The organism is Tropicibacter sp. Alg240-R139 (genome assembly GCF_900537075.1).
In the GTDB taxonomy this organism is placed as follows: Bacteria; Pseudomonadota; Alphaproteobacteria; order Rhodobacterales; family Rhodobacteraceae; genus Falsiruegeria.
The window spans coordinates 1,461,354-1,483,217 of sequence record NZ_UNRA01000001.1; the positions used below are offsets into that span (position 1 = coordinate 1,461,354).

22 protein-coding genes and 1 tRNA gene are annotated in these 21,864 nt (G+C 57.7%); 5 read left to right on the plus strand and 18 right to left on the minus strand.

What is annotated here, in order from left to right:
• Nucleotides 1-74 precede the first annotated feature (74 nt).
• Nucleotides 75-974 (plus strand): LysR family transcriptional regulator, encoded by a 900-nt coding sequence (locus G6R15_RS23005; RefSeq protein WP_164659072.1) that lies wholly within the window; start codon nucleotides 75-77, stop codon nucleotides 972-974.
• Between the two features lie 72 nt (nucleotides 975-1,046).
• Here the strand turns inward: G6R15_RS23005 and G6R15_RS07045 are convergent, their stop codons facing one another.
• The 6 genes from G6R15_RS07045 to G6R15_RS07070 all read right to left on the minus strand — a co-directional run bounded on the left by G6R15_RS07045 (nucleotide 1,047) and on the right by G6R15_RS07070 (nucleotide 8,852).
• The gene (locus tag G6R15_RS07045) at nucleotides 1,047-2,867 is read right to left on the minus strand and encodes a BCCT family transporter (protein ID WP_164659073.1); all 1,821 of its coding nucleotides are present in this window, start codon (nucleotides 2,865-2,867) and stop codon (nucleotides 1,047-1,049) included.
• Nucleotides 2,868-2,958: 91 nt separating this feature from the next.
• Nucleotides 2,959-3,969, minus strand: coding sequence for an Ldh family oxidoreductase (locus G6R15_RS07050; RefSeq protein WP_164659074.1), 1,011 nt, complete (start codon nucleotides 3,967-3,969; stop codon nucleotides 2,959-2,961).
• A 14-nt stretch (nucleotides 3,970-3,983) separates the two neighbouring features.
• Nucleotides 3,984-4,604: a DUF3726 domain-containing protein gene (locus G6R15_RS07055; RefSeq protein WP_164659075.1), complete on the minus strand. Its 621-nt coding sequence runs from the start codon at nucleotides 4,602-4,604 to the stop codon at nucleotides 3,984-3,986.
• Nucleotides 4,601-6,286 carry a hypothetical protein gene (locus tag G6R15_RS07060; RefSeq protein ID WP_164659076.1) on the minus strand — a complete coding sequence of 562 codons (1,686 nt, stop codon included), beginning with the start codon at nucleotides 6,284-6,286 and terminating at the stop codon, nucleotides 4,601-4,603. Before G6R15_RS07060 ends, G6R15_RS07055 begins: the two co-directional genes overlap by 4 nt.
• A 5-nt stretch (nucleotides 6,287-6,291) precedes the next feature.
• The gene (locus G6R15_RS07065; protein WP_164659077.1) at nucleotides 6,292-7,275 is read right to left on the minus strand and encodes a membrane dipeptidase; all 984 of its coding nucleotides are present in this window, start codon (nucleotides 7,273-7,275) and stop codon (nucleotides 6,292-6,294) included.
• A 77-nt stretch (nucleotides 7,276-7,352) separates the two neighbouring features.
• Nucleotides 7,353-8,852, minus strand: a complete 1,500-nt coding sequence (locus tag G6R15_RS07070) for an aldehyde dehydrogenase family protein (protein ID WP_240336677.1) — start codon at nucleotides 8,850-8,852, stop codon at nucleotides 7,353-7,355.
• Nucleotides 8,853-8,898: 46 nt separating this feature from the next.
• On the opposite strand from G6R15_RS07070, the gene G6R15_RS07075 reads away from it, so the two are divergent.
• On the plus strand, nucleotides 8,899-9,771 hold the full coding sequence (locus G6R15_RS07075; RefSeq protein WP_164659078.1) for a LysR family transcriptional regulator: 873 nt from the start codon (nucleotides 8,899-8,901) through the stop codon (nucleotides 9,769-9,771).
• Between the two features lie 151 nt (nucleotides 9,772-9,922).
• On the opposite strand, the gene G6R15_RS23010 is transcribed toward G6R15_RS07075, so the two are convergent.
• The 12 genes from G6R15_RS23010 to G6R15_RS07130 all read right to left on the minus strand — a co-directional run bounded on the left by G6R15_RS23010 (nucleotide 9,923) and on the right by G6R15_RS07130 (nucleotide 19,622).
• Entirely contained in the window at nucleotides 9,923-10,045 is a 123-nt protein-coding gene (locus G6R15_RS23010; protein ID WP_255456142.1) for a hypothetical protein, read from the minus strand.
• A gap of 246 nt (nucleotides 10,046-10,291) precedes the next feature.
• Nucleotides 10,292-10,368, minus strand: a tRNA-Arg gene (locus tag G6R15_RS07080).
• Between the two features lie 82 nt (nucleotides 10,369-10,450).
• Nucleotides 10,451-11,671, minus strand: coding sequence for a cysteine desulfurase (locus G6R15_RS07085; protein WP_164659079.1), 1,221 nt, complete (start codon nucleotides 11,669-11,671; stop codon nucleotides 10,451-10,453).
• Nucleotides 11,672-11,687: 16 nt separating this feature from the next.
• Complete coding sequence (locus tag G6R15_RS07090; protein ID WP_164659080.1) at nucleotides 11,688-12,254, minus strand: YIP1 family protein; 567 nt, start codon at nucleotides 12,252-12,254, stop codon at nucleotides 11,688-11,690.
• A complete protein-coding gene (locus G6R15_RS07095) occupies nucleotides 12,251-12,736 on the minus strand; it encodes a YIP1 family protein (RefSeq protein WP_164659081.1) in 486 nt (161 codons plus the stop codon). Before G6R15_RS07095 ends, G6R15_RS07090 begins: the two co-directional genes overlap by 4 nt.
• Nucleotides 12,736-14,016, minus strand: coding sequence for a SufD family Fe-S cluster assembly protein (locus G6R15_RS07100; protein ID WP_164659082.1), 1,281 nt, complete (start codon nucleotides 14,014-14,016; stop codon nucleotides 12,736-12,738). Before G6R15_RS07100 ends, G6R15_RS07095 begins: the two co-directional genes overlap by 1 nt.
• Complete coding sequence (gene sufC / locus G6R15_RS07105; RefSeq protein ID WP_164659083.1) at nucleotides 14,016-14,771, minus strand: Fe-S cluster assembly ATPase SufC; 756 nt, start codon at nucleotides 14,769-14,771, stop codon at nucleotides 14,016-14,018. Before sufC ends, G6R15_RS07100 begins: the two co-directional genes overlap by 1 nt.
• 14 nt (nucleotides 14,772-14,785) lie before the next feature.
• Nucleotides 14,786-15,628 (minus strand): polysaccharide pyruvyl transferase family protein, encoded by an 843-nt coding sequence (locus G6R15_RS07110; RefSeq protein WP_164659084.1) that lies wholly within the window; start codon nucleotides 15,626-15,628, stop codon nucleotides 14,786-14,788.
• 118 nt (nucleotides 15,629-15,746) lie between these two features.
• The gene (locus G6R15_RS07115; RefSeq protein WP_164659085.1) at nucleotides 15,747-16,541 is read right to left on the minus strand and encodes an FkbM family methyltransferase; all 795 of its coding nucleotides are present in this window, start codon (nucleotides 16,539-16,541) and stop codon (nucleotides 15,747-15,749) included.
• A complete protein-coding gene (gene sufB / locus G6R15_RS07120; protein ID WP_164659086.1) occupies nucleotides 16,538-18,061 on the minus strand; it encodes a Fe-S cluster assembly protein SufB in 1,524 nt (507 codons plus the stop codon). Before sufB ends, G6R15_RS07115 begins: the two co-directional genes overlap by 4 nt.
• 18 nt (nucleotides 18,062-18,079) lie before the next feature.
• A complete protein-coding gene (locus G6R15_RS07125; RefSeq protein ID WP_164659087.1) occupies nucleotides 18,080-19,123 on the minus strand; it encodes a cysteine desulfurase family protein in 1,044 nt (347 codons plus the stop codon).
• A 37-nt stretch (nucleotides 19,124-19,160) separates the two neighbouring features.
• Complete coding sequence (locus G6R15_RS07130) at nucleotides 19,161-19,622, minus strand: Rrf2 family transcriptional regulator (protein ID WP_164659088.1); 462 nt, start codon at nucleotides 19,620-19,622, stop codon at nucleotides 19,161-19,163.
• Between the two features lie 183 nt (nucleotides 19,623-19,805).
• On the opposite strand from G6R15_RS07130, the gene G6R15_RS07135 reads away from it, so the two are divergent.
• From G6R15_RS07135 to G6R15_RS07145, 3 genes are read left to right on the plus strand one after another with little or no spacing between them, the layout of a single operon-like run.
• A complete protein-coding gene (locus G6R15_RS07135; RefSeq protein WP_164659089.1) occupies nucleotides 19,806-20,459 on the plus strand; it encodes an alpha/beta hydrolase in 654 nt (217 codons plus the stop codon).
• The gene (locus G6R15_RS07140; RefSeq protein WP_164659090.1) at nucleotides 20,459-20,704 is read left to right on the plus strand and encodes a hypothetical protein; all 246 of its coding nucleotides are present in this window, start codon (nucleotides 20,459-20,461) and stop codon (nucleotides 20,702-20,704) included. The genes G6R15_RS07135 and G6R15_RS07140 overlap by 1 nt, the downstream gene beginning before the upstream one ends.
• Nucleotides 20,701-21,861 carry an HD domain-containing protein gene (locus tag G6R15_RS07145; RefSeq protein WP_164659091.1) on the plus strand — a complete coding sequence of 387 codons (1,161 nt, stop codon included), beginning with the start codon at nucleotides 20,701-20,703 and terminating at the stop codon, nucleotides 21,859-21,861. The genes G6R15_RS07140 and G6R15_RS07145 overlap by 4 nt, the downstream gene beginning before the upstream one ends.
• The last annotated feature ends 3 nt before the right edge of the window (nucleotides 21,862-21,864 follow it).

Consider the following 21,864-nt stretch of genomic DNA (forward strand, 5'->3'; position numbering starts at 1 on the left):
GTTGCCTCGATGCTGTCGCAAAGCACTCGGCAAATCCATTGCTTTCACCGAACACCATCAATATCAATTTTGATATGACCAACCGGCGATACTCCCTCCCTTCGACCCCTGCTCTGATCGCGTTCGAAGCCGTGGCCCGACGCAGGGGGTTTGCGCGCGCGGCCGAAGAACTCAACACGTCGCAACCCGCGATCAGCCGACATATCAGGAACCTTGAAATCCGCTTTGGCATCCGGTTGTTCCATCGTGACGGGAACGACATCCGTCTGACCCCGGCAGGCGAGGGCTTCTATACATCGACCTTGCAGGCGCTGGATGGGTTGCAACAGGCAGTAGACACAGTGTCCAGGACAGCACCAGAAGTGACCTTGGCCAGCTCGCACGCGGTGTCGCATCTGTTATTGATGCCGCGCTACCGCGATCTGCGGCGCGCCTTGGGACAAGGGGTCGAACTGCGGTTTTTGACGGCAGAATATCACCTGATCGGCGCGGCCATCGAAACCGGTGCCGATATCGTCTTTGAATACGCCCGCACCCCACCCCACCGCGACCACGTGTTGATCTGTCGCGAAGAGGTTAAACCCGTCGGCACGCCCGAGGTAATCGCTCAGGCGGTCGCGGCCTTGGATGGGCAAGCCGAACCGCCGGGCGTGTTGGAGTTGCAGCAAAAGAACCTTGGCTGGACCACCTGGGCCAAGTGGAGAACGGCGCACCCGCAGGCCATGAACTGGACCGAATGTGATGCCCACGACAACTATGTCTACGTGCTGGAAATGGCCGCCTCGGGCGCGGGGCTGGCTTTGGGTTGGCGCGGATTTGTCGGCGGCTATCTGGAACGCGGAACGTTGGTCGGGCTGCCCGTTGACTGGTTTTCAACCGACGTCGGGATCTATGCCCGCCTGACCCGCAATGGAGAACGAAACGACAAAGCGCGGGCCTGCCTTGATGCGCTGAACACCCTGTCAGACACTTAAAAGCCGCAAGGGCATGCGCCCCTGCGGCTTTTACGTTGTCAGGGCCGCCCTAGCTGAGCGGCCCCGTTCATTTTATTCTGCGGCTTCTGCCACGCCCGCTTTTTCACGATGGCTGTCACGGTAAAGCGCTTTGGCCAAAGCCACGCACATCAGCCCCATGACCATGGTGAATGGCAACGCGCCAATGATCATGGCATTGCGCAACGCATCCATCGGATTGTTTTCGCCTGCCGCCAAGATCAACGCGCCGATCACAGCGGTCAAGATCAGCCCCCATACAATCTTGTGCTTGTTGCCAACCTCTTGGTCGCCACCCGACATGATCGTGTTCATCACCAGGATGCCCGAGTCTGCCGAAGTAACCAGGAAGGTCATGATAAGAACCACACACATGATGGTCAGACCGGACAGCAGCCCGCCGTCGATCATCTGGCTAAGTGTCACAAACAGCTTGGCGGTGTTGGACGCGCCGACAATTGCGCCATCTGCGCCACCGGTCAGTTCCAGATCAATGGCCGTGCCGCCCAGGATGGTCATCCAGGCAAAACAAACCATCGCCGGTGCGAACACGCAACCGATGATGAACTCACGCACAGTGCGACCCTTGGAGATACGTGCCAGGAACAGACCAACAAAGGGCGAGAACGCAATCCACCAGGCCCAGTAGAAGGTTGTCCAACCTGCCTGCCAGCCAAACTGACGTGCGGGTTCACCAGCAGCGTAGGCTGCGTTCAGGACATTTTCGGGCAGCGCAGCAGCGTCGCCTTCCAGACCGGATTTGAACCCTGCAAACGATCCCCAAGCATTGGTTGCGCCACCACGCAAGGCGTCGGCAAACGGGGCTGCTTCATTTGGCAAACCAGCCGCAAATTCAGCCGCCGACTGCGGACCAAAGGCACCAAAGCTAAGCGAGATGAAATGTAGCACATAGTCCACAAATGCGGTCGCATAAGTGGTCATCGCAAACGCGAACGATCCGAATACAACAAAGGTGAACAGCAGGATCAGCGACAGAACCAGGTTCAGGTTCGACAGGTATTTCACCCCACGGCCAACACCCGATACAGCCGATATGATCGATAGTCCCATGATGACCACAAGACCTGCCAGCAGGCCAACAGTGCCCGGTGCAGGCGCATCACCTGTCATATCCATCATCCAATCCATTCCGGTGATCGCATAGACCCCGTCAATGAACTGCGAGACGCCAAAACCGATGGTTACCGACACACCAAGAATGGTGGCCACAACGCCCAGGACGTCAACCACATGCCCCAGAAAGCCGTTCATCATCTTGCCGAACAACGGCGTCAAAGCGGTGCGGATGGTTAGCGGCATGTTGCGGGTATAGGCGTAGTACGCCAGCGACAGACCTGTCACCACGTAGATTGACCAAGCGTGGAAACCATAATGCAAGAATGTGTAACGATAGCCCGACTGCAACGAGCCTTCGGAATTAGGCGCAACCTCTTGCGCGATGACGACCGGGTTTGACCCCCAGAGGCCCAGAGGCTCGGCTGTGGCGAAAACCATCAGACCCACACCCAGACCGGCTCCAAACATCATCGAAAACCATGAAAAGTTCGAGAACTCGGGCGCTTCACCCGGTGTGCCCATGATTTTCTTACCGGTTCCTGGCAACAACGCTACCACAAACAGGAAAAAGGCAAACAGGCCCACAATCACGATGTAGAACCCGTTAAAAGTTTCCAAAAGGCGACCGTTCAGACTGCCAAGTACACCATTGGCGTTGGCAGGCCAGACAAGGGCCCAGATCACAAGTGCGACCATGATGGATTTACTGAGCAAAGCGATTTCAACGCTATGCCCCTCGTAGAACCCACCCGAAGATCGCTTGATCTCCAGATCGGTGAAGGGTTGCTTGATTGACATGTGTTTCCTCCCTGTTCGCACGTGTCCCTGGTTCGGATTGAGAGATTTATTTTGACTGCGACGCTCCGAACCGGACGTCGCGGTCTTGGACTTAGGTCAAGATGGCTTCGATTTTCTCCAAGGTCGCCACACTGACCGCTACACCGTTTGACTGCGCGGCCAGCCGCTTGGACCGGCGGCCATCACCGGGCAAATGTGCGCCGGACTGGTCCCTGATCACTTGAACGAGACCGGCAATACCGGTCGCAAAAGCGTCACCCGCGGTGGCCTGAGGGTCGATTGCAATAAACATCTGGCCCGTTTTCGGCGGTCCGCCCGCCGTTCCCGAGAATGGCGAAGCATTCACACCAAGGGTCGCGCCGGTCAGTGCGGCGGCTAAAACCTCGGTCAAAATCGCGACACCAACGCCCTTGTATCCCCCCGACGGCGCCATTGAACCCTTGAGGCCAACGTTGGGATCGGTTGTTGGGTTGCCTTCTGCATCCAGCGCCCAACCTACGGGGATCGCTTTGCCTTCACGCGCGTGTTTCATGACCTCGCTTTTGGCGATGGTGCTGGCGCTTTGGTCGATAAGAAGCGCGGGCTGGCCGTCAGTTCCGGGAACCGCTATCGAAAACGGATTGGTGCCAACAACCGGCTTTGATCCGCCTGATGGCGCGATGGATGCAGGCGCGTTGGTGAACCCAAGCCCTACAAGCCCTTCCTGTGCCAGACGCCAGGTGTGATAGCCCAGAACCCCGCAGTTATAGCTGTTGCGGATGGCAAGCGCGGCGATGCCCTGTTCACGCGCGGCAGGGATCAATGCGTCGAAACCTGCGTCGATTGCAGCATGGGCAAAACCAGTGGCCGCATCAACATTCACCACGCCCGGTTTTGGATTGTAGATAACTGGGGTCGCTGCGCCGTCCACTTTGCCGCACTGAACATGCTCGCAATAGATCGGGATATAGGCCAACCCATGGCTTGCCACCCCGTCAGCCTCAGTTGCCGCAGTGGCCACAGCCAAAGGGCGTGCGTTGGCCTCGGACGTGCCCGCAGCCACAAGGGCACGGAACGACAGGTCTTCAATTTCGGCGAGGGTAAGCGTACGTGTCTCGATCATGATACGGCCTTTTGTCAGTCGTTGTCGGAAAGTCCGGCACCGGCACCCAGAAGTCGGGATTCTTCGGTGGCGGGCGCATAGGTCTTGTGTGCAAAGCGGTTGAGCGTATCCCAATCAACCGCGTTTGGTCTCGCGCGGGTTTGGCGGGGCGATGAAGCAGGTAAAGTTCCGCTGATCTGGATCGTTACAGTTTCTGCAATCTCGGACCATTGCGATGGCATGGAGAGGATTTGACCGTCGGTCACAGCAACATCTCCGTCACACTCCACCGTAACTACAACCTCCAGCCGTCGTGCGGCCAGTGCAGCAAAGGGCACCAAGACAACCGGTGCAGCGACTTGGACCATTTCAATGGGCTGCTCATTCAGCAGATGCGCGCAGTCCGAAAGCAGACAGCCCGTGCGAAACGGGCACAGAACCCCCTTGGCGGCCCAAACGCCGTTGATTGCCGCAAGGGCCAATCGCGTCTCGCTCTCACTGGACAACAGCCGTGCAAGCTGTCCTACGCCATCAATGTCATGGGCACACAGCCAACGCGTGGCTTTTGCCGCATCTTCTGCCAAACCCCATGCATATCCTGCTCCGCGTGTTGCGCGTTTGGCGGTCGCTTCGACCTCATTCAGGGAATAGCTCATGCCGTGCCCTCCTGCGGATAGACCCAAAGATCTGCGGTCTCGGTCGTCAGATCCTCGGGGTATGGCGCGCCTGCGTACATGCAAATCCGCACCCAACGGTCCGAGCGCGGGTCAAAATGCGTGGCCCCAAAGAACGACAGCTTGGCCCGAAGCATATCTATCGGCAGGACCTGAGCGCTGATTGTGTTGTCGCGGATTTCCCCATACGGCGCCACGCGGCTCATCTGAGCGCGCCGGACCGTGTGGCGGTGTTCGGGATGGTCAAGCAGGAATTCGACCACTGTGCCTTGTCGCCCATTCAGTGCCCGATGGGTCAATGCTGCATCCCGCGCCGGAGCAAGGGGTTGCTCGTATTCGGCAATGGGTTCGTCAAAACGTTCCCCCATGCGCGGTTCCAGCTTTTCCTCGGACACATACCAGGCGCGCGCGCAGTTCTCGGGCGCGTCCCAGTCCAGATCCAATGCCCACCCAAAGCTTTCTTCGAGCAGCCCCCGCAAGTCTGCTAAATCCATCGACCCGTCGATGGCAAAAGCCGAACCGTTGCTGTCAGACATACAGGACGTCAACCCGTCGACAAGATTGGCATAAGGCTCCAGGATCAGTGAGGCGACCAACTCCTGTCCCTCTTCGCTTAACGCACCAGCAGCCCAGTTCATCAAACGATCCCAAGGGTAATCGTTGATCAGATCATCCGCCCCGACATGAGCGGTAAGCGTCGACAGATCGTCCTTTAAAGCCGCCAGATTCTTGACCTGGATCGGATGTTCCGACCGCCAACGATCAACCGAAACCTCGCTTCGGCGCAGCAACTTACGAAATCGTTGCACATCATCTTCGGTCGCCTCGGCCACGGACCGCACGCGCGCAATGGCCTCTTCACGCACCATGATCCAATTATTGAACAAAACAGGATGGTTGACGATGAAAGGGGCCATGCCCAGTCCGGTCGAATTACCAATCCCCAATCGTCTTGCAAGGCTGGGGTCCAACGGCACGGCATGATCGCCGCCCTTGGCACGGGCCATGTGTTGAACCAGATCGCGGACAAAAGTGCGGGTCAGGAACACCGACAGCATTTCAGCTTGAAAAGGGGCCTGAACTTCGGGTCGATCAGCGATCTTTTCGCGATCCGCCGCGCCAAACTTACCCGATCCGTAAACAGCTGTGGTCCGCATAAGATAGCCGACCATGTCGATCTGCTCGAAATCCGGCTGCAGTCCAGCCGCCAGACGATCCACCACATGCGCCCACAACCGCACCGAGCGGTTGGCGCGGGACAACGACAATTCGCTCTCGCTCACCCGGCCCGCTTCTTGAAGGGGAACGTTCTGCGACAGTCGTTCGATATCGTCTTCGCTCGGAATCCCATCAAACAGCGCAAAAGTCGCGTCCCAGGCTTCGGCAATTACCCGGTCCGAGCGCATCTCGGGCGGCAGGTCATGGGCAAAAGCCACAAGCGAATAGGTCCGCTCTGGTCCCTTTGCAGAATAAACCGCGCATCCCACCCCATTGTCATCGACCCGAAAAACCGGGCGCGCAAAGCTCCAGTTTTCTTGTGCCATACGGCGGGTCAGTTGCCGCATGAAGCTCAGGCGGCATTGATGCAGCGACCCCAGCCGCGACAGGCGCATCACTGTCGCTGGGTCCCGCCGGGGGATGGTCGTCTGCGCGGTTGTGTCCATCAGCGTTATCCTTGTGGTGTAAAGTTCTCGGCAAAAAACCGGTACCAGTTCCCGCCCATGATCCCGTCGATTTCATCCGCGCTCAGGCCGGTCGCGCGCAGCCCCTGCCGGATGTTGCCAAAGTGGCGGTTGTCTTCGAACCAGCCTGGCATTGGGGGAAACCCTGGATTGCTGGCCGATCCTTCGCCATAGTCGATTTCCTTGGTCCACCGACCAACCCGCATCCATTCCACGATACTGTCGGGTTGATCCTGACACAGATCAGTGCCGATCCCCAAATGTTCGGCCCCGTACTTTTCAGCCGTCCGCGCGATCATTTCGCAAAAGCTTTCGAGCGTGCAGTCCGATTTGTCCCTCAGGTGATGAGGGTATACCGAAAACCCAAACATCCCGCCGTTTTCCGTCACAGCGCGAATGACACTTTCGCGCTTATTGCGAAGCGCGGGCTGCCATTCATGCGGATTGGCGTGGGTGATGGCGATAGGACGTTCGGAAATCTCCGCCGCTTGAATCGTCGAGCGATCCGCCGAATGGCTCATGTCCACGACCAGACCCACACGGTTCATTTCCTTGATGACCTGCTTGCCCATCCGGGTGATGCCGGGGTCTTCATCCTCATAACAGCCCGTCGCGAGCAGCGATTGGTTGTTGTACGTCAGCTGCATGAAGCGCGCGCCGAGCGTATGCAGGATTTCCACCAGGCCGATGTCATCCTCGATTGGGCTTGGATTCTGGAAGCCGAAGAAGACAGCCGTGCGTCCGGTTTCGCGGGCTTTGTCGATGTCGCTGGCCCATTGGCCTTTCATGATCAGATCGGGGTATTGCTCGAACCAGCGGTTCCACTTTTCGAAATTCAGAACCGTTTCGCGAAAGTTCTCGTGGTACGAGATGGTGACGTGGATGGCGTCCACGCCACCTTCGCGCAATTGGCGAAAGATCTTTTCCGACCAGTTCACATATTGCAGGCCGTCGATCAGGTAGGCAGTCATTTCAGTCTTCCTTGCAGATCAAAACAGTCAGGTCGTGCCGGGCGGCACGGCGATCGGCACGCCCGGAAAATCATCCATCACACAGGACCAGCGCTTATGTAGGCGGTCTTGACGGTGGTATAGAACTCGGCTGCGGCCCTGCCCTGCTCGCGCGGGCCGTAAGAGCTGTCACCGCGCCCACCAAACGGCACGTGATAGTCGGTGCCCGCTGTCGGCAGGTTCACGGTCACAACACCAGTGCGCGCATTGCGGCGGAAGTGCGTGGCGCGGGCCAGCGATTTGGTCACGATGCCCGATGTCAGGCCAAAGTTGGTGTCATTAACGACGCTCAGCGCCTCGTCATAGCTGCCCACTTTGATGACGGACGTCAGCGGCGCAAACATCTCTTCGCGGTTGATGCGCATGTCATTGCTGGAATTCAGGAACACGCCCGGGGACATGTAGAACCCCTGATGCGGCATATCCAAACGCGTACCGCCACAAGCCAGCTCGGCGCCTTCGGACTTGCCCAAGTCAACGTAAGCCAAGTTTTCCTGCAACTGCTGTTCGCTGACGACCGGGCCCATCTGCACGCCCTCTTCCAGCGCATGACCCACTTTCATCGCCTGCGTGCCTGCGACCAGCTTTTCGACAAAAGCGTCGTGAATGCCCGCATGAACCACCAGGCGTGAAGAGGCCGTACATTTTTGACCTGTTCCGCCAAAGGCACCCCCCAAAGCCAGCGTCACCGCCAGATCAAGATCGGCGTCATCCATCACCGCCAGTGCGTTCTTGGATCCCATCTCCATCTGTACCTTGGTCAGATTCCGGATGGCGGCGGCGGCAATACCCTTGCCCACCGGAACTGATCCCGTAAACGAAATCGCGTTGACCTTGGGGCTTTCCACCAAGCGCTGACCGATGGAACGACCCGAGCCCATCACCAAGCTGAACAGACCCTTGGGAATATCCTGACGTTCGATGATCTCGGTCAGAGCCACAGCCGAGGCAGGCGTGATGTTGGCCGGTTTCCACACAACCGCGTTGCCATAACACAGCGCAGGCGCAATTTTCCAAGATGCCGTGGCCGTCGGGAAGTTCCACGGGCTGATGATCGCCACAACGCCAACGGCCTCTCGTCGAACGTCAACTTCGACACCCGGGCGGACACTGTCAGCGTTCTCACCCAGTTGGCGCAGGCATTCGGCAGCGTAGTAGGTAAAGAACTGCCCGGCGCGATACACTTCACCCTTGCCCTCGGCCAGAGGTTTGCCTTCTTCACGGCACAGCAATGTGCCCAGCTCTTCGGCCCGTTCCATCAGCTCGTTGCCGATGTTCATCAGCACCGCCTGTTTGCGCTCCATCCCGTAGGCGGCCCATTCAGCCTGCGCCACACGGGCCTGATCCAGCGTCGCGTCCAGTTGATCTGAACTGGCCTGCGTAAACATGCCCACAAGATCGGTCAGGTCCGAAGGGTTACGGTTTTCGATTTCGCTTTCGCCAGCCAGCCATTCGCCAGCAATCAGGTTCAGTTTGGTCACAATACGCCCCAGACAACAGATTTCGGTTTGGAACAGGATGGACTTTGGTGGCGACATCAGTCAAATTCAATTAACTCAAACCTATTTCAGATTCCTTGAACAAATGTCGATCAAACTCGAAACCTTGCGCACCTTTTGCACGGTGGCCCAAACTGGCAACCTGGCCGAGGCTGCCAACCGCCTGGGTCGGACACAATCTGCGGTCTCGATGACCCTAAAACAGTTCGAAGAGCATTTGGGGCGCAAGCTGTTTCAGGGCGAGCGCAAGGCGCAGTTGTCAACACTTGGAGAGCAAGTTTTCGAGCAGGCGCACAAACAGGTGCGCGCCTATGACGAAACCATCCAAGGCATCGAAGGCGCTGCTCAGTCGCGCCACGGGCAGATCCGCATCGCGTCGGTCCCCTCGGTGGCGGCGGTCGTATTTCCGGCTGTGACGGATCACATGACAAAACGCTTCCCCGGCGTGAAAATCGAGATGCGCGACACGCATACATCACAGGTTCTGGATGCATTGCTGAGCGGGCGCGCGGACATCGGCATTGCCTCTGGCCACCATCCGCTGAATGGGATCGAAGCCGTTCCACTCTTTCGCGACGCTTTTGGTCTCGTGGCATCCACAGACCACCCACTGGCCCAGGCCACGCAACCGCCGACGCTTGCCGATGTTGTCACCCCGATGTTCGTCAAAAACACGCTATGCGATCTGATCCAGACGCCCGCGTTTCTGGAAACCATCGAAAAGTCGGACGTCACCATTCAAAATACGCTCTCTTTGATTGCGATGGTTCAGACTGGCGACTGGGTGACCATACTGCCGCAAACCGTCACTCGGTTTTTACCAGATGACACAGTCTTTCGCCCCATCGCGGACCTATCAGATCAACGCGAGGTTTACCTGTATGTCCGCACGCGCACTGCCCATGCATCAATCACTCAGGGTTGCGCAGACTTCATCCGGTCACGGGATTGGAGCTGAAAGGCTGATGTCAGAGAATGACTCGTAGAGGCAGCTTCGAAAGTCGCGCCGCGGGACTCAAACCGCTTTCAACCGAATACATCGCGCTCAAAATCATAATATTTCACCCGACTGTGTTTGCATCACGGGTCAGCACGAACACCAAACGATACTACCCTTCTCGCAAATCCAGTTCATCTACCAAGTCTTCGTAGAAACGCGAGATTAAGTCTTGGGCTTCCTGATCGACGTTTTCTTCGCAGGCGTGTTCGCTCAACCAATCCAACAATGCCATGTAAGCCGTTCTGACTGGGGCAAAAACTTCCTTGAGCTCACTTTAGGAAAGGGTTGCTGCAAACACCAATGCAAACGATTGCTCCAGGTTGCTTGCTGCCGTCGCCAATTTGCGTCGATCCTCTGATTTCATCTCGCTTCCTCCGCCTCTCTCCTGCATCAGATGTCTCTCCGTCGCAGAGCTAGGCGACTCGCAATATCAAAAAGCTCACACAGTGCTGTGGAATAGTGATTGAAGCGTGGAAGATGGCGCACCCATCAGGATTCGAACCTGAGACCTCTGCCTTCGGAGGGCAGCGCTCTATCCAGCTGAGCTATGGGTGCCTAGGAACGGGCTATAAAAGATCACTTGCCCCTTCGCAATCGGAAAAGCCGAAAACAACCCGGCTTTTCCGTGGTCTTATGTCTACGCGAAAAGCTCGTGTGCAAGTTCCAGCGCGTCTGCCAGCGTGTCGACCTCATCCGTCGTGTTATAGAGGCCAAAGCTGGCGCGACATGTGGCCGTCACGCCCAGATGATCCATCAGCGGCCCGGCGCAATGGTGGCCTGCGCGCACCGCAACACCTTTTTTGTCCAGGATGGTAGAGACGTCGTGCGGGTGACCTGCACCGTCCAAGGTGAAGCTGAAGATTGCGGCCTTGTCGGGCGTGGTCCCCTGAACCTGCAGCCAGTTCAACCCTTGCAGCTTGGAGACTGCATAATCGCGCAAGCCAGCCTCATGGGCGGCAATGTTCTCCATCCCCAGCTCCATCATGTACTCAAGCGCCACGCCCAGACCGATGGTCTGCACGATGCCGGGGGTTCCGGCCTCAAACTTCATCGGTGGGACGTTGTAAGTGACCGCCTCTTTCGACACTTCGCGGATCATGTCGCCACCTCCGATGAAGGGACGCATTTCGGCCATGCGTTCGGCCTTGCAATAGATCGCGCCCGAGCCGGACGGACCATAGAGCTTGTGCCCGGTGATAGCGTAGAAATCACAGCCGATGTCTTGCACATCAACCGGCATGTGCACCGCGCCCTGGCTGCCGTCGACCAGCACCGGAACGCCTTTGGCATGCGCACCTTGGGTGATCGCTTTGACGTCCACAACCGTGCCCAGAACGTTGGAGCACTGGGTGACGGCGACCAGCTTGGTTCTGGGGCCAATGGCGTCGATCACCGCTTGCGAGTCCAACGCGCCTGTGCTGTCCACATCGACCCATTTCAGCACCACACCCTGACGTTCGCGCAGGAAATGCCATGGCACGATGTTGGCGTGATGCTCCATCACACTCAGCACGATCTCGTCACCGGGCTCCATCCGGGGCATCGCCCAGCCATAGGCGACCATGTTGATCCCTTCGGTCGTGCCCGAGTTCAGAACGATCTCGTCCTCAGACCCGGCATTCAGAAAGCGCGCAATGATGCCGCGCACGGCCTCGTATTTGTCTGTGGCGAGGTTCGACAGGTAATGCAGCCCGCGATGCACGTTGGCGTATTCCATCGAATAGGCCTGTGTGATCGCATCAATCACCACCTGTGGCTTTTGGGCAGAGGCCCCGTTGTCGAGATATGTCAACGGCTTACCGTTCACCTCGCGCGACAGGATCGGAAAATCGGCACGAATTTTTGTGACGTCATACATGAGGAATGGATCCCAGCTAGGCCCCACCGATGAGGGAGAGAAGAATGAAAAGCACCACCGCAATGGCAAAGACAGAGCCGACCAGCACGCCAGCCGCCTTCATCAGCGACCCAAGGCGGTGCGCCTGATCAATGAAGTGCAAGAAGATGAAGAGACCAACAAGCGACGCCCCCAACACCAACAGAAACGACAGAATCGGAATGGTCAGCATCAACACCAATGCAACGGCCTGCACGGTTACGCGCAAAAACTGCATCCAAACCATCAGAACCATGACATCGTTAAACGACCCCTGCCCGCCCAGCATCGCCCCCACACGGTGGATCGAGATGATGGTGGCCAGAACGCCGCCGCCGACAAAGCCAGCGTAAACCATAGGCGACTGGATGATTACTGGCATGCCCTCGGGGCCCGGCAGCAACATGTTGGACAACGAAAACAGCAGCGTGTTGAGAACAACGGCCAAAGCCAAGCCCAGCCACAGCACGTCACGGCGCAGGTTCTGCGCCAACAGGATCTGCGCTGCCTGAGATGGATTGGTGACAGACATCACTGCCAGATCCTTGAGGTTCAGAGCATTCATGCTCTTGCCCTTTCTGCTTGAAACAGCCCTGCGATCCAGAACCACGCAAAGACTGCAAACCACACAGCACCTACCAGTTGCAAGGACGGACCCGGGCCGATGAACCCCGCAACCAACCCGTGCAAAAGAACCAGCGGGCTGGCCGCCAGTAGCGCCCAGAACAGCGCCAGCCGCGCCCCGAACCAATCGCCCTTGCCACCAACCACCTTGGCCACGACATGAGAGGCCGCCGCGATGACATACATCAAAAGCGGCGCAATCAGGATCAACGCCATCAGGCTGCCCGCCATCATCTCGTTCAGGTCGCGCCCTTCCAGGTGCGCCTCACGCGATAAGCGTGGCAGTTGCGCGATGAACAGCACAACGCAGCTGGCCATGAGAATGGCCAGCGCGCGGTCTTCGCGCTGTCCCATATCCAGCAGGCGCCGTACAACGCGCCCAGGGCCACGATAGGTGGCCACGATGTCCGTTGTGACCGACATCAGCGGCGGCGCGACAGCCAGGATTCCAGACGGCTGACGATGTCCGCCGACAGATCCTCGTCTTCGATCTCTTCGACCGCTTCAGCAAGGAACGCCAGCGTCAGCAGATCTGTCGCCACCTCTTGCGGCACTCCGCGCGAGCGCAAATAGAACAGCGCCGTGTCGTCGATCGCACCAGAGGTCGAACCGTGCGAACAGGCCACATCATCGGCATAAATCTCAAGTTCCGGCTTAGCGAGGAACTGGCTGTCATCATCCAACAGCAGGGATTGGCTGATTTGATAGCCATCGGTTTTCTGCGCGCCCGCTTTGACCAGGATTTTGCCTTGAAACACACCAGTTGCACCGTTGCGCAGCACCTTTTTGAACACCTGACGGCTTTCGCAGTTCACCGCGTCATGAGTGATGAACACCGTGTCGTCGTGATGAAAATCGCCATCACCAACACAGGCCCCGGCCACATGGGCCACAGCGTCGTCACCCAAAATCTCGATCACCTGTTCGTTCCGGGTCAAAACACCGTTCACAGTCAGGGTGAAGGATTTGTAAACCGACTCGGACCCCAAACGGGTGAACATATGGGTCACTGCGCGGCGTTCATGATCGCGGCCTTGCGAGCGTACATGGTGCAACGTGCCGCCATCGGCAATGTCGATCTCCATACACTTGTTAAAGCGCGCGGCAGCGGGGCCGTTTTCCAGAATGGTTGCCTCGGCACCGCTTTCAACCCGCACGATATGATGCAGGAACGCGTCCGACGCCTCATCCTTGTGCACGTAGATCAAACTGATCGGCTTTGAAGGCTTGCCCGTCACATGAATCGCCACACCGTCAGCGGCAAAAGCAGTGTTCAGAGCCGCCAAAGGGCGCGGCACCGGGTCGTGGCCACGGGTTTCCAGAACGCCATACAGATCCTTGGCCCAATGAATATCCGTGCAGCAGATATCTTCGAGCCGTTCAATCTTCACCCCTTCAAGCGACAGATCGTCCGAGGCTTCGGCATCAAAGATACCATCAACAAAGACAATCTTAAGGCGGTCGATCTGGTCGAACATCAACGGTTCGTCGTTGTCGAACAGCGCCGCTTTGGTGCCTTCGGCCTGAACGAGGGTGTCGGGGCGCGTGTATTTCCAATACTCGTCCCGGCGATCCGGCAGACCCATCTCGCGAACGCGGGCAATCGCTGCCTCGCGTGCGGGTTTGGTGCAGCCCGCTGTTGGCAGCTCAAGCGTGGCAAGCCGCGCCTCGGTTGCGGTTTGTTTGATTTCGGGCAATGCCATTACTGCACCTCGGCCAAGATGTCGGCGTAACCGTTGTTTTCGACTTCCAGCGCCAGCTCGGGGCCACCGGTTTTGACAATGCGACCATCGGCCATGATGTGAACGACGTCAGGTTTGATGTGGTCCAGCAGACGCTGATAGTGCGTGATCACCAGGAAACCACGGCCCTCGTCACGCAGGGCGTTCACGCCCTCGGCCACAAGTTTCATAGCATCCACATCCAGGCCCGAATCCGTTTCGTCCAGGATGCACATCTTGGGTTCCAGCATCGCCATCTGCAGGATTTCGTTGCGCTTTTTCTCACCACCCGAGAAGCCCACATTCACCGGACGCTTGAGCATGTCGGCGTTGATCTTCAGCGACTTGGCGCGCTCGCGCACGATTTTCAGGAAGTCGGCCGCGCTCAGCTCCTCTTCACCGCGCGCCTTGCGCTGTGCGTTCACGGCCGTGCGCAGAAAGGTCATGTTGCCAACGCCGGGAATTTCAACCGGATATTGGAACGCCAGGAACAGACCGGCAGCCGCGCGCTCTTCGGGTTCCATGTCCAGCAGGTCATTGCCGTCAAGCGAGGCAGCACCATCAGTCACTTCGTATCCGTCACGGCCCGATAGAACGTAGGACAGCGTCGATTTGCCCGAGCCATTGGGGCCCATGATCGCATGCACCTTGCCAGAATCGACTTTCAGGTCGACGCCTTTCAGGATCTGCTTCTCTTCTTCTTCAAGTTTAACGTGCAAGTTTTTGATTTCGAGCATTTTTGCCTCGCTTTTCATCTCTGGCCCGCAGCGGTTGCGCGGGAGCTGTCAGGGGTGGCACGAAGATGTGCCGGAAAGGTTTCGATCAGATCGGCCCGGGCACGTTCGATGCCCTCGTCGTAGGTCAGACGGGTTCTATCCTTGAGCGCGGACAGAACGGCCGGAACCTCTTGTGGTTCGATCGGTGAAGTAAGCGGGCGCCCCACGGACGCCGCGTAATCGTGGTATTTCAGGTGCGACTGCTCGCCGGGACTGAGCCAGGTGCTAGGCACACCAAAGGCGTCTGCCACGATCAAACCATGCAGGCTGCTGGCGATCACATGGCGGCTGGACGCGATCCGGCGGCAGACCTCAAGCGCGTCATCTTTCGGATCAATCAGGTCCAGTGCGGGCTCGGACGCAGCCAGCGCCTTGATCGCAGGATCGTCGACCTGGCTGTGATGAGGTACCAGTGCAATGCGGTCCTGCGCAGCTGGTACGCGATCAAACAAGTCGGATACAAGCAAGCCCGGGTCCCCGAACTTGCGCGTATTCAGACCCAGCAAAGCGGCCGTCACTGGTCCGCGAACCAAAGCAATTTCGACATTGGGCAGAAAATCTTTGGGTACGGAATGCAAAAGCCCCGCGCCCCACACCACTGGTTTGGCGCTTCGTTCGACAGCCTGCGAGAAATTGCGTCTCATGATCTGCAACAAAGACCCTACCGCGACCAAATCACACCCCTTTGGTCCAGCATGTGTCACCGCACGTGCAGAGACCTTGGCGACCACCAGGGACGATAGAACATCACCAAAGTTTGGGACGGCCTTCCACCAAAACAGCTTGATCGGAGCCGAATGTTTCGCAGTGCTGTTCACGCTATTGATCCCTTAACCAGAACGCCCGACGGCAACAGCCCGGACCCAAGGCAAAGCCAGGTCCATGTGCCCCGTTCGGGTGTTGGTGATCAGGCATCCGTGCATCGTGAATCCCGGATTACGACTTGGCCGCGCCGACGAAATAGTTCTTGTTGGTGCGATAACGCTGCATCATATCCAGAACCTCGTAATTGACGTCTTTGACCCAGGCCAAAAAGGCCTCTTCATTCTCGTTGTCGACTTCGACCATCAACACCGGTCCGCTGCGGGCAACGGTCTTTCGCAGGCCATTGAGAACCTGGATTTCCATACCTTCAACATCAATCTTGATCAGGTCAGGTTCGACATCGGCAAGCACGTCGTCGCCAACGACAACTTCGATATCTCCTTCTCCGGCCATCATACGCGCCGCGCCCAGGTTTTTCTCCTGTTTGCGCATCGCATACCCGCCCTCGGACACATCAGACAGTCCGTAACCAATGTTGCTAAGGTCAAAGGCGGACGCCAGATTGTTGAACGCAACATTTGCCAGAAGCAGTCGATAGGCCAGCGGGTTCGGCTCGAACGGGACCACTTTGGCGGGGTTCAGGAAAAGCGACACAAACAGGCTGTGGTTGCCGACATTGGCACCAATGTCGACAAACACGCCGTCGTTGTCGGGAAAAATGGAACGGATCTTGTCCAATTCTTCCTGTTCGTAAAAGGTGCCGGCGCGGTGGTGGCGCTGAATGGGGTCGCGCAGTTTGTCGGTGGCAAACACAACATGTTTACCGTCGATCTGGCACGGAATAGTGTCCGTGCCCCAAAACACATAAGGATCACTGTTTTCGATAGCCGCCCGCGCCTCTTCCAAGTCGAAGTGGCGCTCGCGCTTTTGCGCCCGGATCGGCAGTTCTCCTGTGTCTGGTGTCATCCAACAGACCCCTCTAGCGAGATTGCCACAAGCTGCTGCGCTTCCATGGCGAATTCCATCGGCAATGCCTGAAGCACGTCCTTGCAAAAGCCGTTCACAACCAGCGCGACAGCCTCTTCTTCGTCCATGCCACGCGAACGACAATAGAACAGCTGATCGTCGTCCACTTTGGATGTCGTCGCCTCATGTTCAACGCGGGCCGAGTTGTTCTTGACCTCGATATACGGAACGGTATGCGCCCCGCATTTGTCGCCAATAAGCAGCGAGTCACACTGGGTGTAATTGCGCCCGTTCTTGGCCTTGGGGTGCATGCTGACCAGACCACGATACGTGTTCTGCGCTTTACCTGCGCTGATGCCTTTGGACACGATGCGCGACTTGGTGTCTTTGCCCAGATGGATCATTTTGGTTCCAGTGTCGGCCTGCTGCATGTTGTTGGCGATCGCGATGGAATAGAATTCGCCCTGGCTTTCGTTGCCACGCAGGATGCAGGACGGGTATTTCCAGGTCACGGCCGATCCGGTTTCGACCTGCGTCCACATCACCTTGGAGCGATCGCCCCGGCAATCGGCGCGCTTGGTCACGAAGTTATAGATGCCGCCCTTGCCGTTTTCATCACCGGGATACCAGTTCTGAACAGTGGAGTATTTCACCTCGGCGTCTTCTTCGATGATGATCTCGACGACAGCGGCGTGCAGCTGCGCGATGTCGCGTGCCGGAGCAGTACAGCCTTCCAAGTAGCTGACGTAGCTGCCTTTATCGGCGATGATCAGGGTGCGTTCGAACTGACCGGTGTTTTCCGCGTTGATACGGAAATAGGTCGACAGTTCCATCGGGCAGCGCACACCCGGCGGCACATAAACGAACGAGCCATCCGAGAAGACGGCCGAGTTCAGCGTCGCATAGAAGTTGTCCGAAACCGGTACGACCGAGCCCAAGTATTTCTTGACCAGTTCGGGGTGTTCCCTGATCGCCTCGGAGATCGAGCAGAAGATCACACCGGCTTTCTTCAGCTCCGCCTGGAAGGTTGTGCCGACAGAAACCGAGTCGAACACCGCATCCACCGCGACCTTGCGGCCCTCGGCGGGCATATTCTCGGCACCTTCGACGCCAGCCAAAATCATCTGCTCTTTCAGCGGGATGCCAAGTTTTTCGTATGTGGCCAGCAGCTTGGGGTCGACCTCGTCCAATGACTTGGGCTTGACCTCCATCGACTTGGGGCGGGCGTAATAATACTGATCCTGAAAGTCGATTTCCGGATAGTCGACCATCGCCCAGTCGGGCTCTTTTTTGGTCAGCCAGCGGTCATACGCCTCAAGCCGCCAGTTCAGCATCCACTCGGGTTCTTCGTTCTTTTCCGAGATCAGACGGACAATATCAGTGGTCAGCCCTTTGGGGGCATATTCCATCTCGATATCGGTTTCCCAACCGTATTTATAAGCGCCGCCGACCTCGCGAACCGCATCCACGGTTTCCTGATCAACGCCGTCTTTTACCTGTGTCTGGTCCAATGCGGCCATGACAAACCCTCCGTCAGATCACGCAGCACGCGCGTGATGCTTCTTTTCCTTTAGCAGCCACGCATCAGCAAAGCGCAGCACATCTTCTTCATTCGTCTCGGGCCCCAGCGACACGCGGATCGCGCTGCTTGCCGTGGCCTCGTCGTATCCCATCGCACTCAGCACTGTGCTGGCCTTGACCTTACCGCTCGAACAGGCAGAGCCTGCGCTGATGGCAAATCCGGCCAGGTCCATCTGCATCACCTGCGTTTCGCCCTTCCAGCCAGGTGTGGCGAAACACAACGTGTTGGGCAGGCGTTTCTGTCCATTCCCGACAAAAATAGTCTTGCTTGCCCCAGCCTCAAGAGCCTTTTCTAGAATATTTCTAAGTTCTGCAACCCGTTCCCATACGCCATTCGCCAAATCGCGGGCAGCTGCTTGGGCTGCGGCACCAAAACCGACCATTCCCAGCACGTTTTCGGTGCCCGAACGGCGTCCCATCTCTTGGCCACCGCCCTTGATCTGCGCGTGCAGGTCGGTTCCGCGCGGCATGACCACTGCACCGGTTCCCTTGGGGCCACCCAGTTTATGGGCAGACACCAAAGCCATCTGCGCACCCAGCCAGTTGAATGCGATCGGCAACTTGCCAAAGGCCTGCGTAGCATCCGTGACGGCCAGCCCCTGCGGTAGATCCTGCACAATCCCTGTCTCGGAATTGGCGAGTTGAAGAGTTGACGAAGTTGGATCAGCTATTTCAACGCATCCTGACTCGAAAACCTTCAAATCTTCATTAATCCAGGCCCTTACGGCGTCATGCTCAATAGACGATCCGCTCAAATTGCGCCCCATCAACGCCAGCGCGGCACCTTCAGTCGACCCAGAAGTGAACACGACATCCGCCCCGTCCGCACCAAAGGCCGTGGCAACTTGCGCGCGCGCTTTTTCGATCAAAGATTTGGCTGCACGCCCTTCGGCATGGACAGACGACGGGTTCCCGCAGACATCCATTGCCGCGATCATCGCCTCGCGCGCCTCAAACCGCAGCGGAGTCGTTGCGTTGTGATCCAGGTAAACGCGCGTCATGGATGCATCTTTTCTGGCATGGTTAAACCGCGCGTCCTCATTCTGCGTCGACAACGGAAAACAGGTTCGGGACCGCCGGACAGGGCGCAAGGTCGTTCTTGATCACGTCCGAAAGCCGGGTTTGATGCAGAAAGACATAGACGTGCGCACTTAACCCCTCCCACAAACGATTGGTGAGAGACTGCGCGCGGCTGCCCGATGAGCCACCCGAGGCACCTGCGCCTTTGTGCATGGCGTCCACGGTTTCATCAACAGCTGCGAGAATCTCAACCACGCGAATCTCGGATGGGGATCGTGCAAGGCGATAACCGCCCCCCGGCCCACGAACGGACGCCACCAGATCGGCCCGGCGAAGTTTGACAAAGAGCTGCTCGAGATACGGTAACGAAATATCCTGACGCTCAGAAATTTCGCCCAGTGTCACAAGCGTGTCGGCGGGTTGCAGCGCAATGTCAGCTAGCGCCACCATCGCGTACCGGCCCTTGGTCGATAGCTTCATTGTTCCACCCTTGTTTTCGGTCCATTGCGCGAAATCATTGACCTTATCGCCGCCAGTGCGTATCTCCGACTGACGACGCTGACCAAATGGCGCGTTTTCGTAGTTAGAACCATTCTAAGGTGCCCGAGCAAATCCGTCAAGATTGCTTCACGCACCGCCCGCAACAACAGGACCAACGCACACATGCCCGAGGTGATTTTTCCCGGACCCGAAGGCCGCCTGGAAGGCCGCTACCACCCGCAAAAGGAAAAAGACGCACCGATCGCCATCGTGTTGCATCCGCACCCACAGTTCGGCGGGACCATGAACAACAAGGTGGTGTATAACCTCCACTATGCGTTCTACAACATGGGCTTTACCGTGTTACGCTTTAATTTCCGCGGCGTGGGCCGCAGCCAGGGCGAATATGATCAGGGCATCGGCGAGCTAAGCGATGCAGCATCGGCGCTGGATTACCTGCAATCGATGAACAACAACTCCAAGCACTGCTGGGTTGCTGGATTCTCGTTCGGGGCCTGGATCGGTATGCAACTGCTGATGCGCCGCCCAGAAATCACAGGCTTTATCAGTGTATCGCCGCCTGCCAACATGTATGACTTCTCGTTCCTGGCACCCTGCCCCAGCTCGGGCCTGATCATCAACGGCTCGGCCGACCGTGTGGCCCCGCCCGCTGATACGGTGTCGCTGGTCAACAAGCTGCACGAGCAAAAAGGCATCACCATCACCCATGAAGAAGTCGAAGGCGCCGACCACTTCTTCCAGGATCCGCATATGGACACGCTGATGACGTCGACCACCGACTATGTGAAACGTCGCCTGACCGAGAACACCCGCTGATGGCCGGAACCATCGAAACCTTGGCCTCCAAACTGGCCGAGGACACGGTGAAGGTCATGGACCAAACTGGTGAAGACCGGCTTTATGTCGAGGTCGGCAATGCACTGGCCGCGGCATCGCAATCACTGGAAGAAGCCTATTTGACCGAAGTCCGCGTTCGACTTGCAGAACGCGTGGGACGCAAGTTCCTGATCAAAAAGGCGACTGAATTCAAGGCCGCCAAAGAGACAAAGCAATCGCAATGACGGACCGACTTTCAGCCCAGATCGCCTTTCTGAAAGAGGCCGATCGGCTGAAGCGGGTGGATCGATCAAACGTGTTGCTGGATCTGTCGCGCCCGGAAAACTCGGCCGAACACAGCTGGCATCTGGCGCTTTATGCACTGATCTTTGCCCCGATGGCTGGCAAAGGTGTTTGCGTGGATCGCGTTATCTGCATGCTCCTGCTACATGACTTGGTTGAAATCGACGTGGGCGATCACCCCATTCACAAAGCGGTTGATTGGGACGCGGTGGCCGAACGCGAACAACAGGCCGCGCGCAGGATTTTCGGGCTTTTGCCCGATGATCAGGCGGCAGAGTATCTGGCGCTTTGGACCGAGTTCGAAGGCGATAGCACGCCAGATGCGCAGTTCGCCAAGATGCTGGACCGGTCACAGCCGCTGTTCCAAGTGCTCTATGCGCCAGAGCCATTGCCCGATCACCTGCAGATCGTGCGCAACAATCTTTCTGCGGGTCGGGCTGCATATCTGCAACAGGCTTTCCCGGAAATCTACTTTCATGCCAAACTCTTGTTGGGCGAAGTTAATGACGTTGATACGGGCCTGATCCCTCAATGGGCAACCTTTCTCGCCGAAGCGGATCAACTCAAATCCATCTACCGCGCTTCGCGCTTGATCGACAAATCACGCTTTGAAAACTCGGCCGAACATTCTTGGCACATCATGCTCTATGCCATGGTGTTGGCTGATCAAGCCGGTGATGGCGTGCAGATCGACCGCGTTCTGCGGATGTTGCTGATCCACGATATTGTCGAAATCGACGCCGGCGATGCGCCCATTCATGGGCATTTCGATCACGCCGCCATGGCCGCCAAGGAACAGGCCGCATCCGAGCGGCTGTTTGGGCTGTTGCCACAAGACCAATACCAAGACCTGCACACGCTGTGGCATGAGTTTGAGGCCGCTCAATCCCCAGATGCGAAGTTCGCCAAATCGGTGGACCGGGTGCAGACACCAATTGCGAACCTGGAAAACGGCGGCGGCAGCTGGGTCGAATACAAGGTCACGCTGGAGCAGATCAACCAACGTGTCGGTGTGCCCGTCGAACGCGGCGCACCCGGCTTGTGGGCTTGGCTCCGCCCGCAACTCGTCGCGCATTTCGACAAGATGCAGACCGCCTAATCA

Coding starts and splice junctions, on each gene's coding strand:
- G6R15_RS23005 (WP_164659072.1), top strand. CDS start 75: ATGACCAACCGGCGATACTCCCTCCCTTCGACCCCTGCTCTGATCGCG.
- G6R15_RS07045 (WP_164659073.1), bottom strand. CDS start 2,867: ATGTCAATCAAGCAACCCTTCACCGATCTGGAGATCAAGCGATCTTCG.
- G6R15_RS07050 (WP_164659074.1), bottom strand. CDS start 3,969: ATGATCGAGACACGTACGCTTACCCTCGCCGAAATTGAAGACCTGTCG.
- G6R15_RS07055 (WP_164659075.1), bottom strand. CDS start 4,604: ATGAGCTATTCCCTGAATGAGGTCGAAGCGACCGCCAAACGCGCAACA.
- G6R15_RS07060 (WP_164659076.1), bottom strand. CDS start 6,286: ATGGACACAACCGCGCAGACGACCATCCCCCGGCGGGACCCAGCGACA.
- G6R15_RS07065 (WP_164659077.1), bottom strand. CDS start 7,275: ATGACTGCCTACCTGATCGACGGCCTGCAATATGTGAACTGGTCGGAA.
- G6R15_RS07070 (WP_240336677.1), bottom strand. CDS start 8,852: ATGTCGCCACCAAAGTCCATCCTGTTCCAAACCGAAATCTGTTGTCTG.
- G6R15_RS07075 (WP_164659078.1), top strand. CDS start 8,899: ATGTCGATCAAACTCGAAACCTTGCGCACCTTTTGCACGGTGGCCCAA.
- G6R15_RS23010 (WP_255456142.1), bottom strand. CDS start 10,045: ATGGCATTGTTGGATTGGTTGAGCGAACACGCCTGCGAAGAAAACGTC.
- G6R15_RS07085 (WP_164659079.1), bottom strand. CDS start 11,671: ATGTATGACGTCACAAAAATTCGTGCCGATTTTCCGATCCTGTCGCGC.
- G6R15_RS07090 (WP_164659080.1), bottom strand. CDS start 12,254: ATGAATGCTCTGAACCTCAAGGATCTGGCAGTGATGTCTGTCACCAAT.
- G6R15_RS07095 (WP_164659081.1), bottom strand. CDS start 12,736: ATGTCGGTCACAACGGACATCGTGGCCACCTATCGTGGCCCTGGGCGC.
- G6R15_RS07100 (WP_164659082.1), bottom strand. CDS start 14,016: ATGGCATTGCCCGAAATCAAACAAACCGCAACCGAGGCGCGGCTTGCC.
- sufC (WP_164659083.1), bottom strand. CDS start 14,771: ATGCTCGAAATCAAAAACTTGCACGTTAAACTTGAAGAAGAAGAGAAG.
- G6R15_RS07115 (WP_164659085.1), bottom strand. CDS start 16,541: ATGACACCAGACACAGGAGAACTGCCGATCCGGGCGCAAAAGCGCGAG.
- sufB (WP_164659086.1), bottom strand. CDS start 18,061: ATGGCCGCATTGGACCAGACACAGGTAAAAGACGGCGTTGATCAGGAA.
- G6R15_RS07125 (WP_164659087.1), bottom strand. CDS start 19,123: ATGACGCGCGTTTACCTGGATCACAACGCAACGACTCCGCTGCGGTTT.
- G6R15_RS07130 (WP_164659088.1), bottom strand. CDS start 19,622: ATGAAGCTATCGACCAAGGGCCGGTACGCGATGGTGGCGCTAGCTGAC.
- G6R15_RS07135 (WP_164659089.1), top strand. CDS start 19,806: ATGCCCGAGGTGATTTTTCCCGGACCCGAAGGCCGCCTGGAAGGCCGC.
- G6R15_RS07140 (WP_164659090.1), top strand. CDS start 20,459: ATGGCCGGAACCATCGAAACCTTGGCCTCCAAACTGGCCGAGGACACG.
- G6R15_RS07145 (WP_164659091.1), top strand. CDS start 20,701: ATGACGGACCGACTTTCAGCCCAGATCGCCTTTCTGAAAGAGGCCGAT.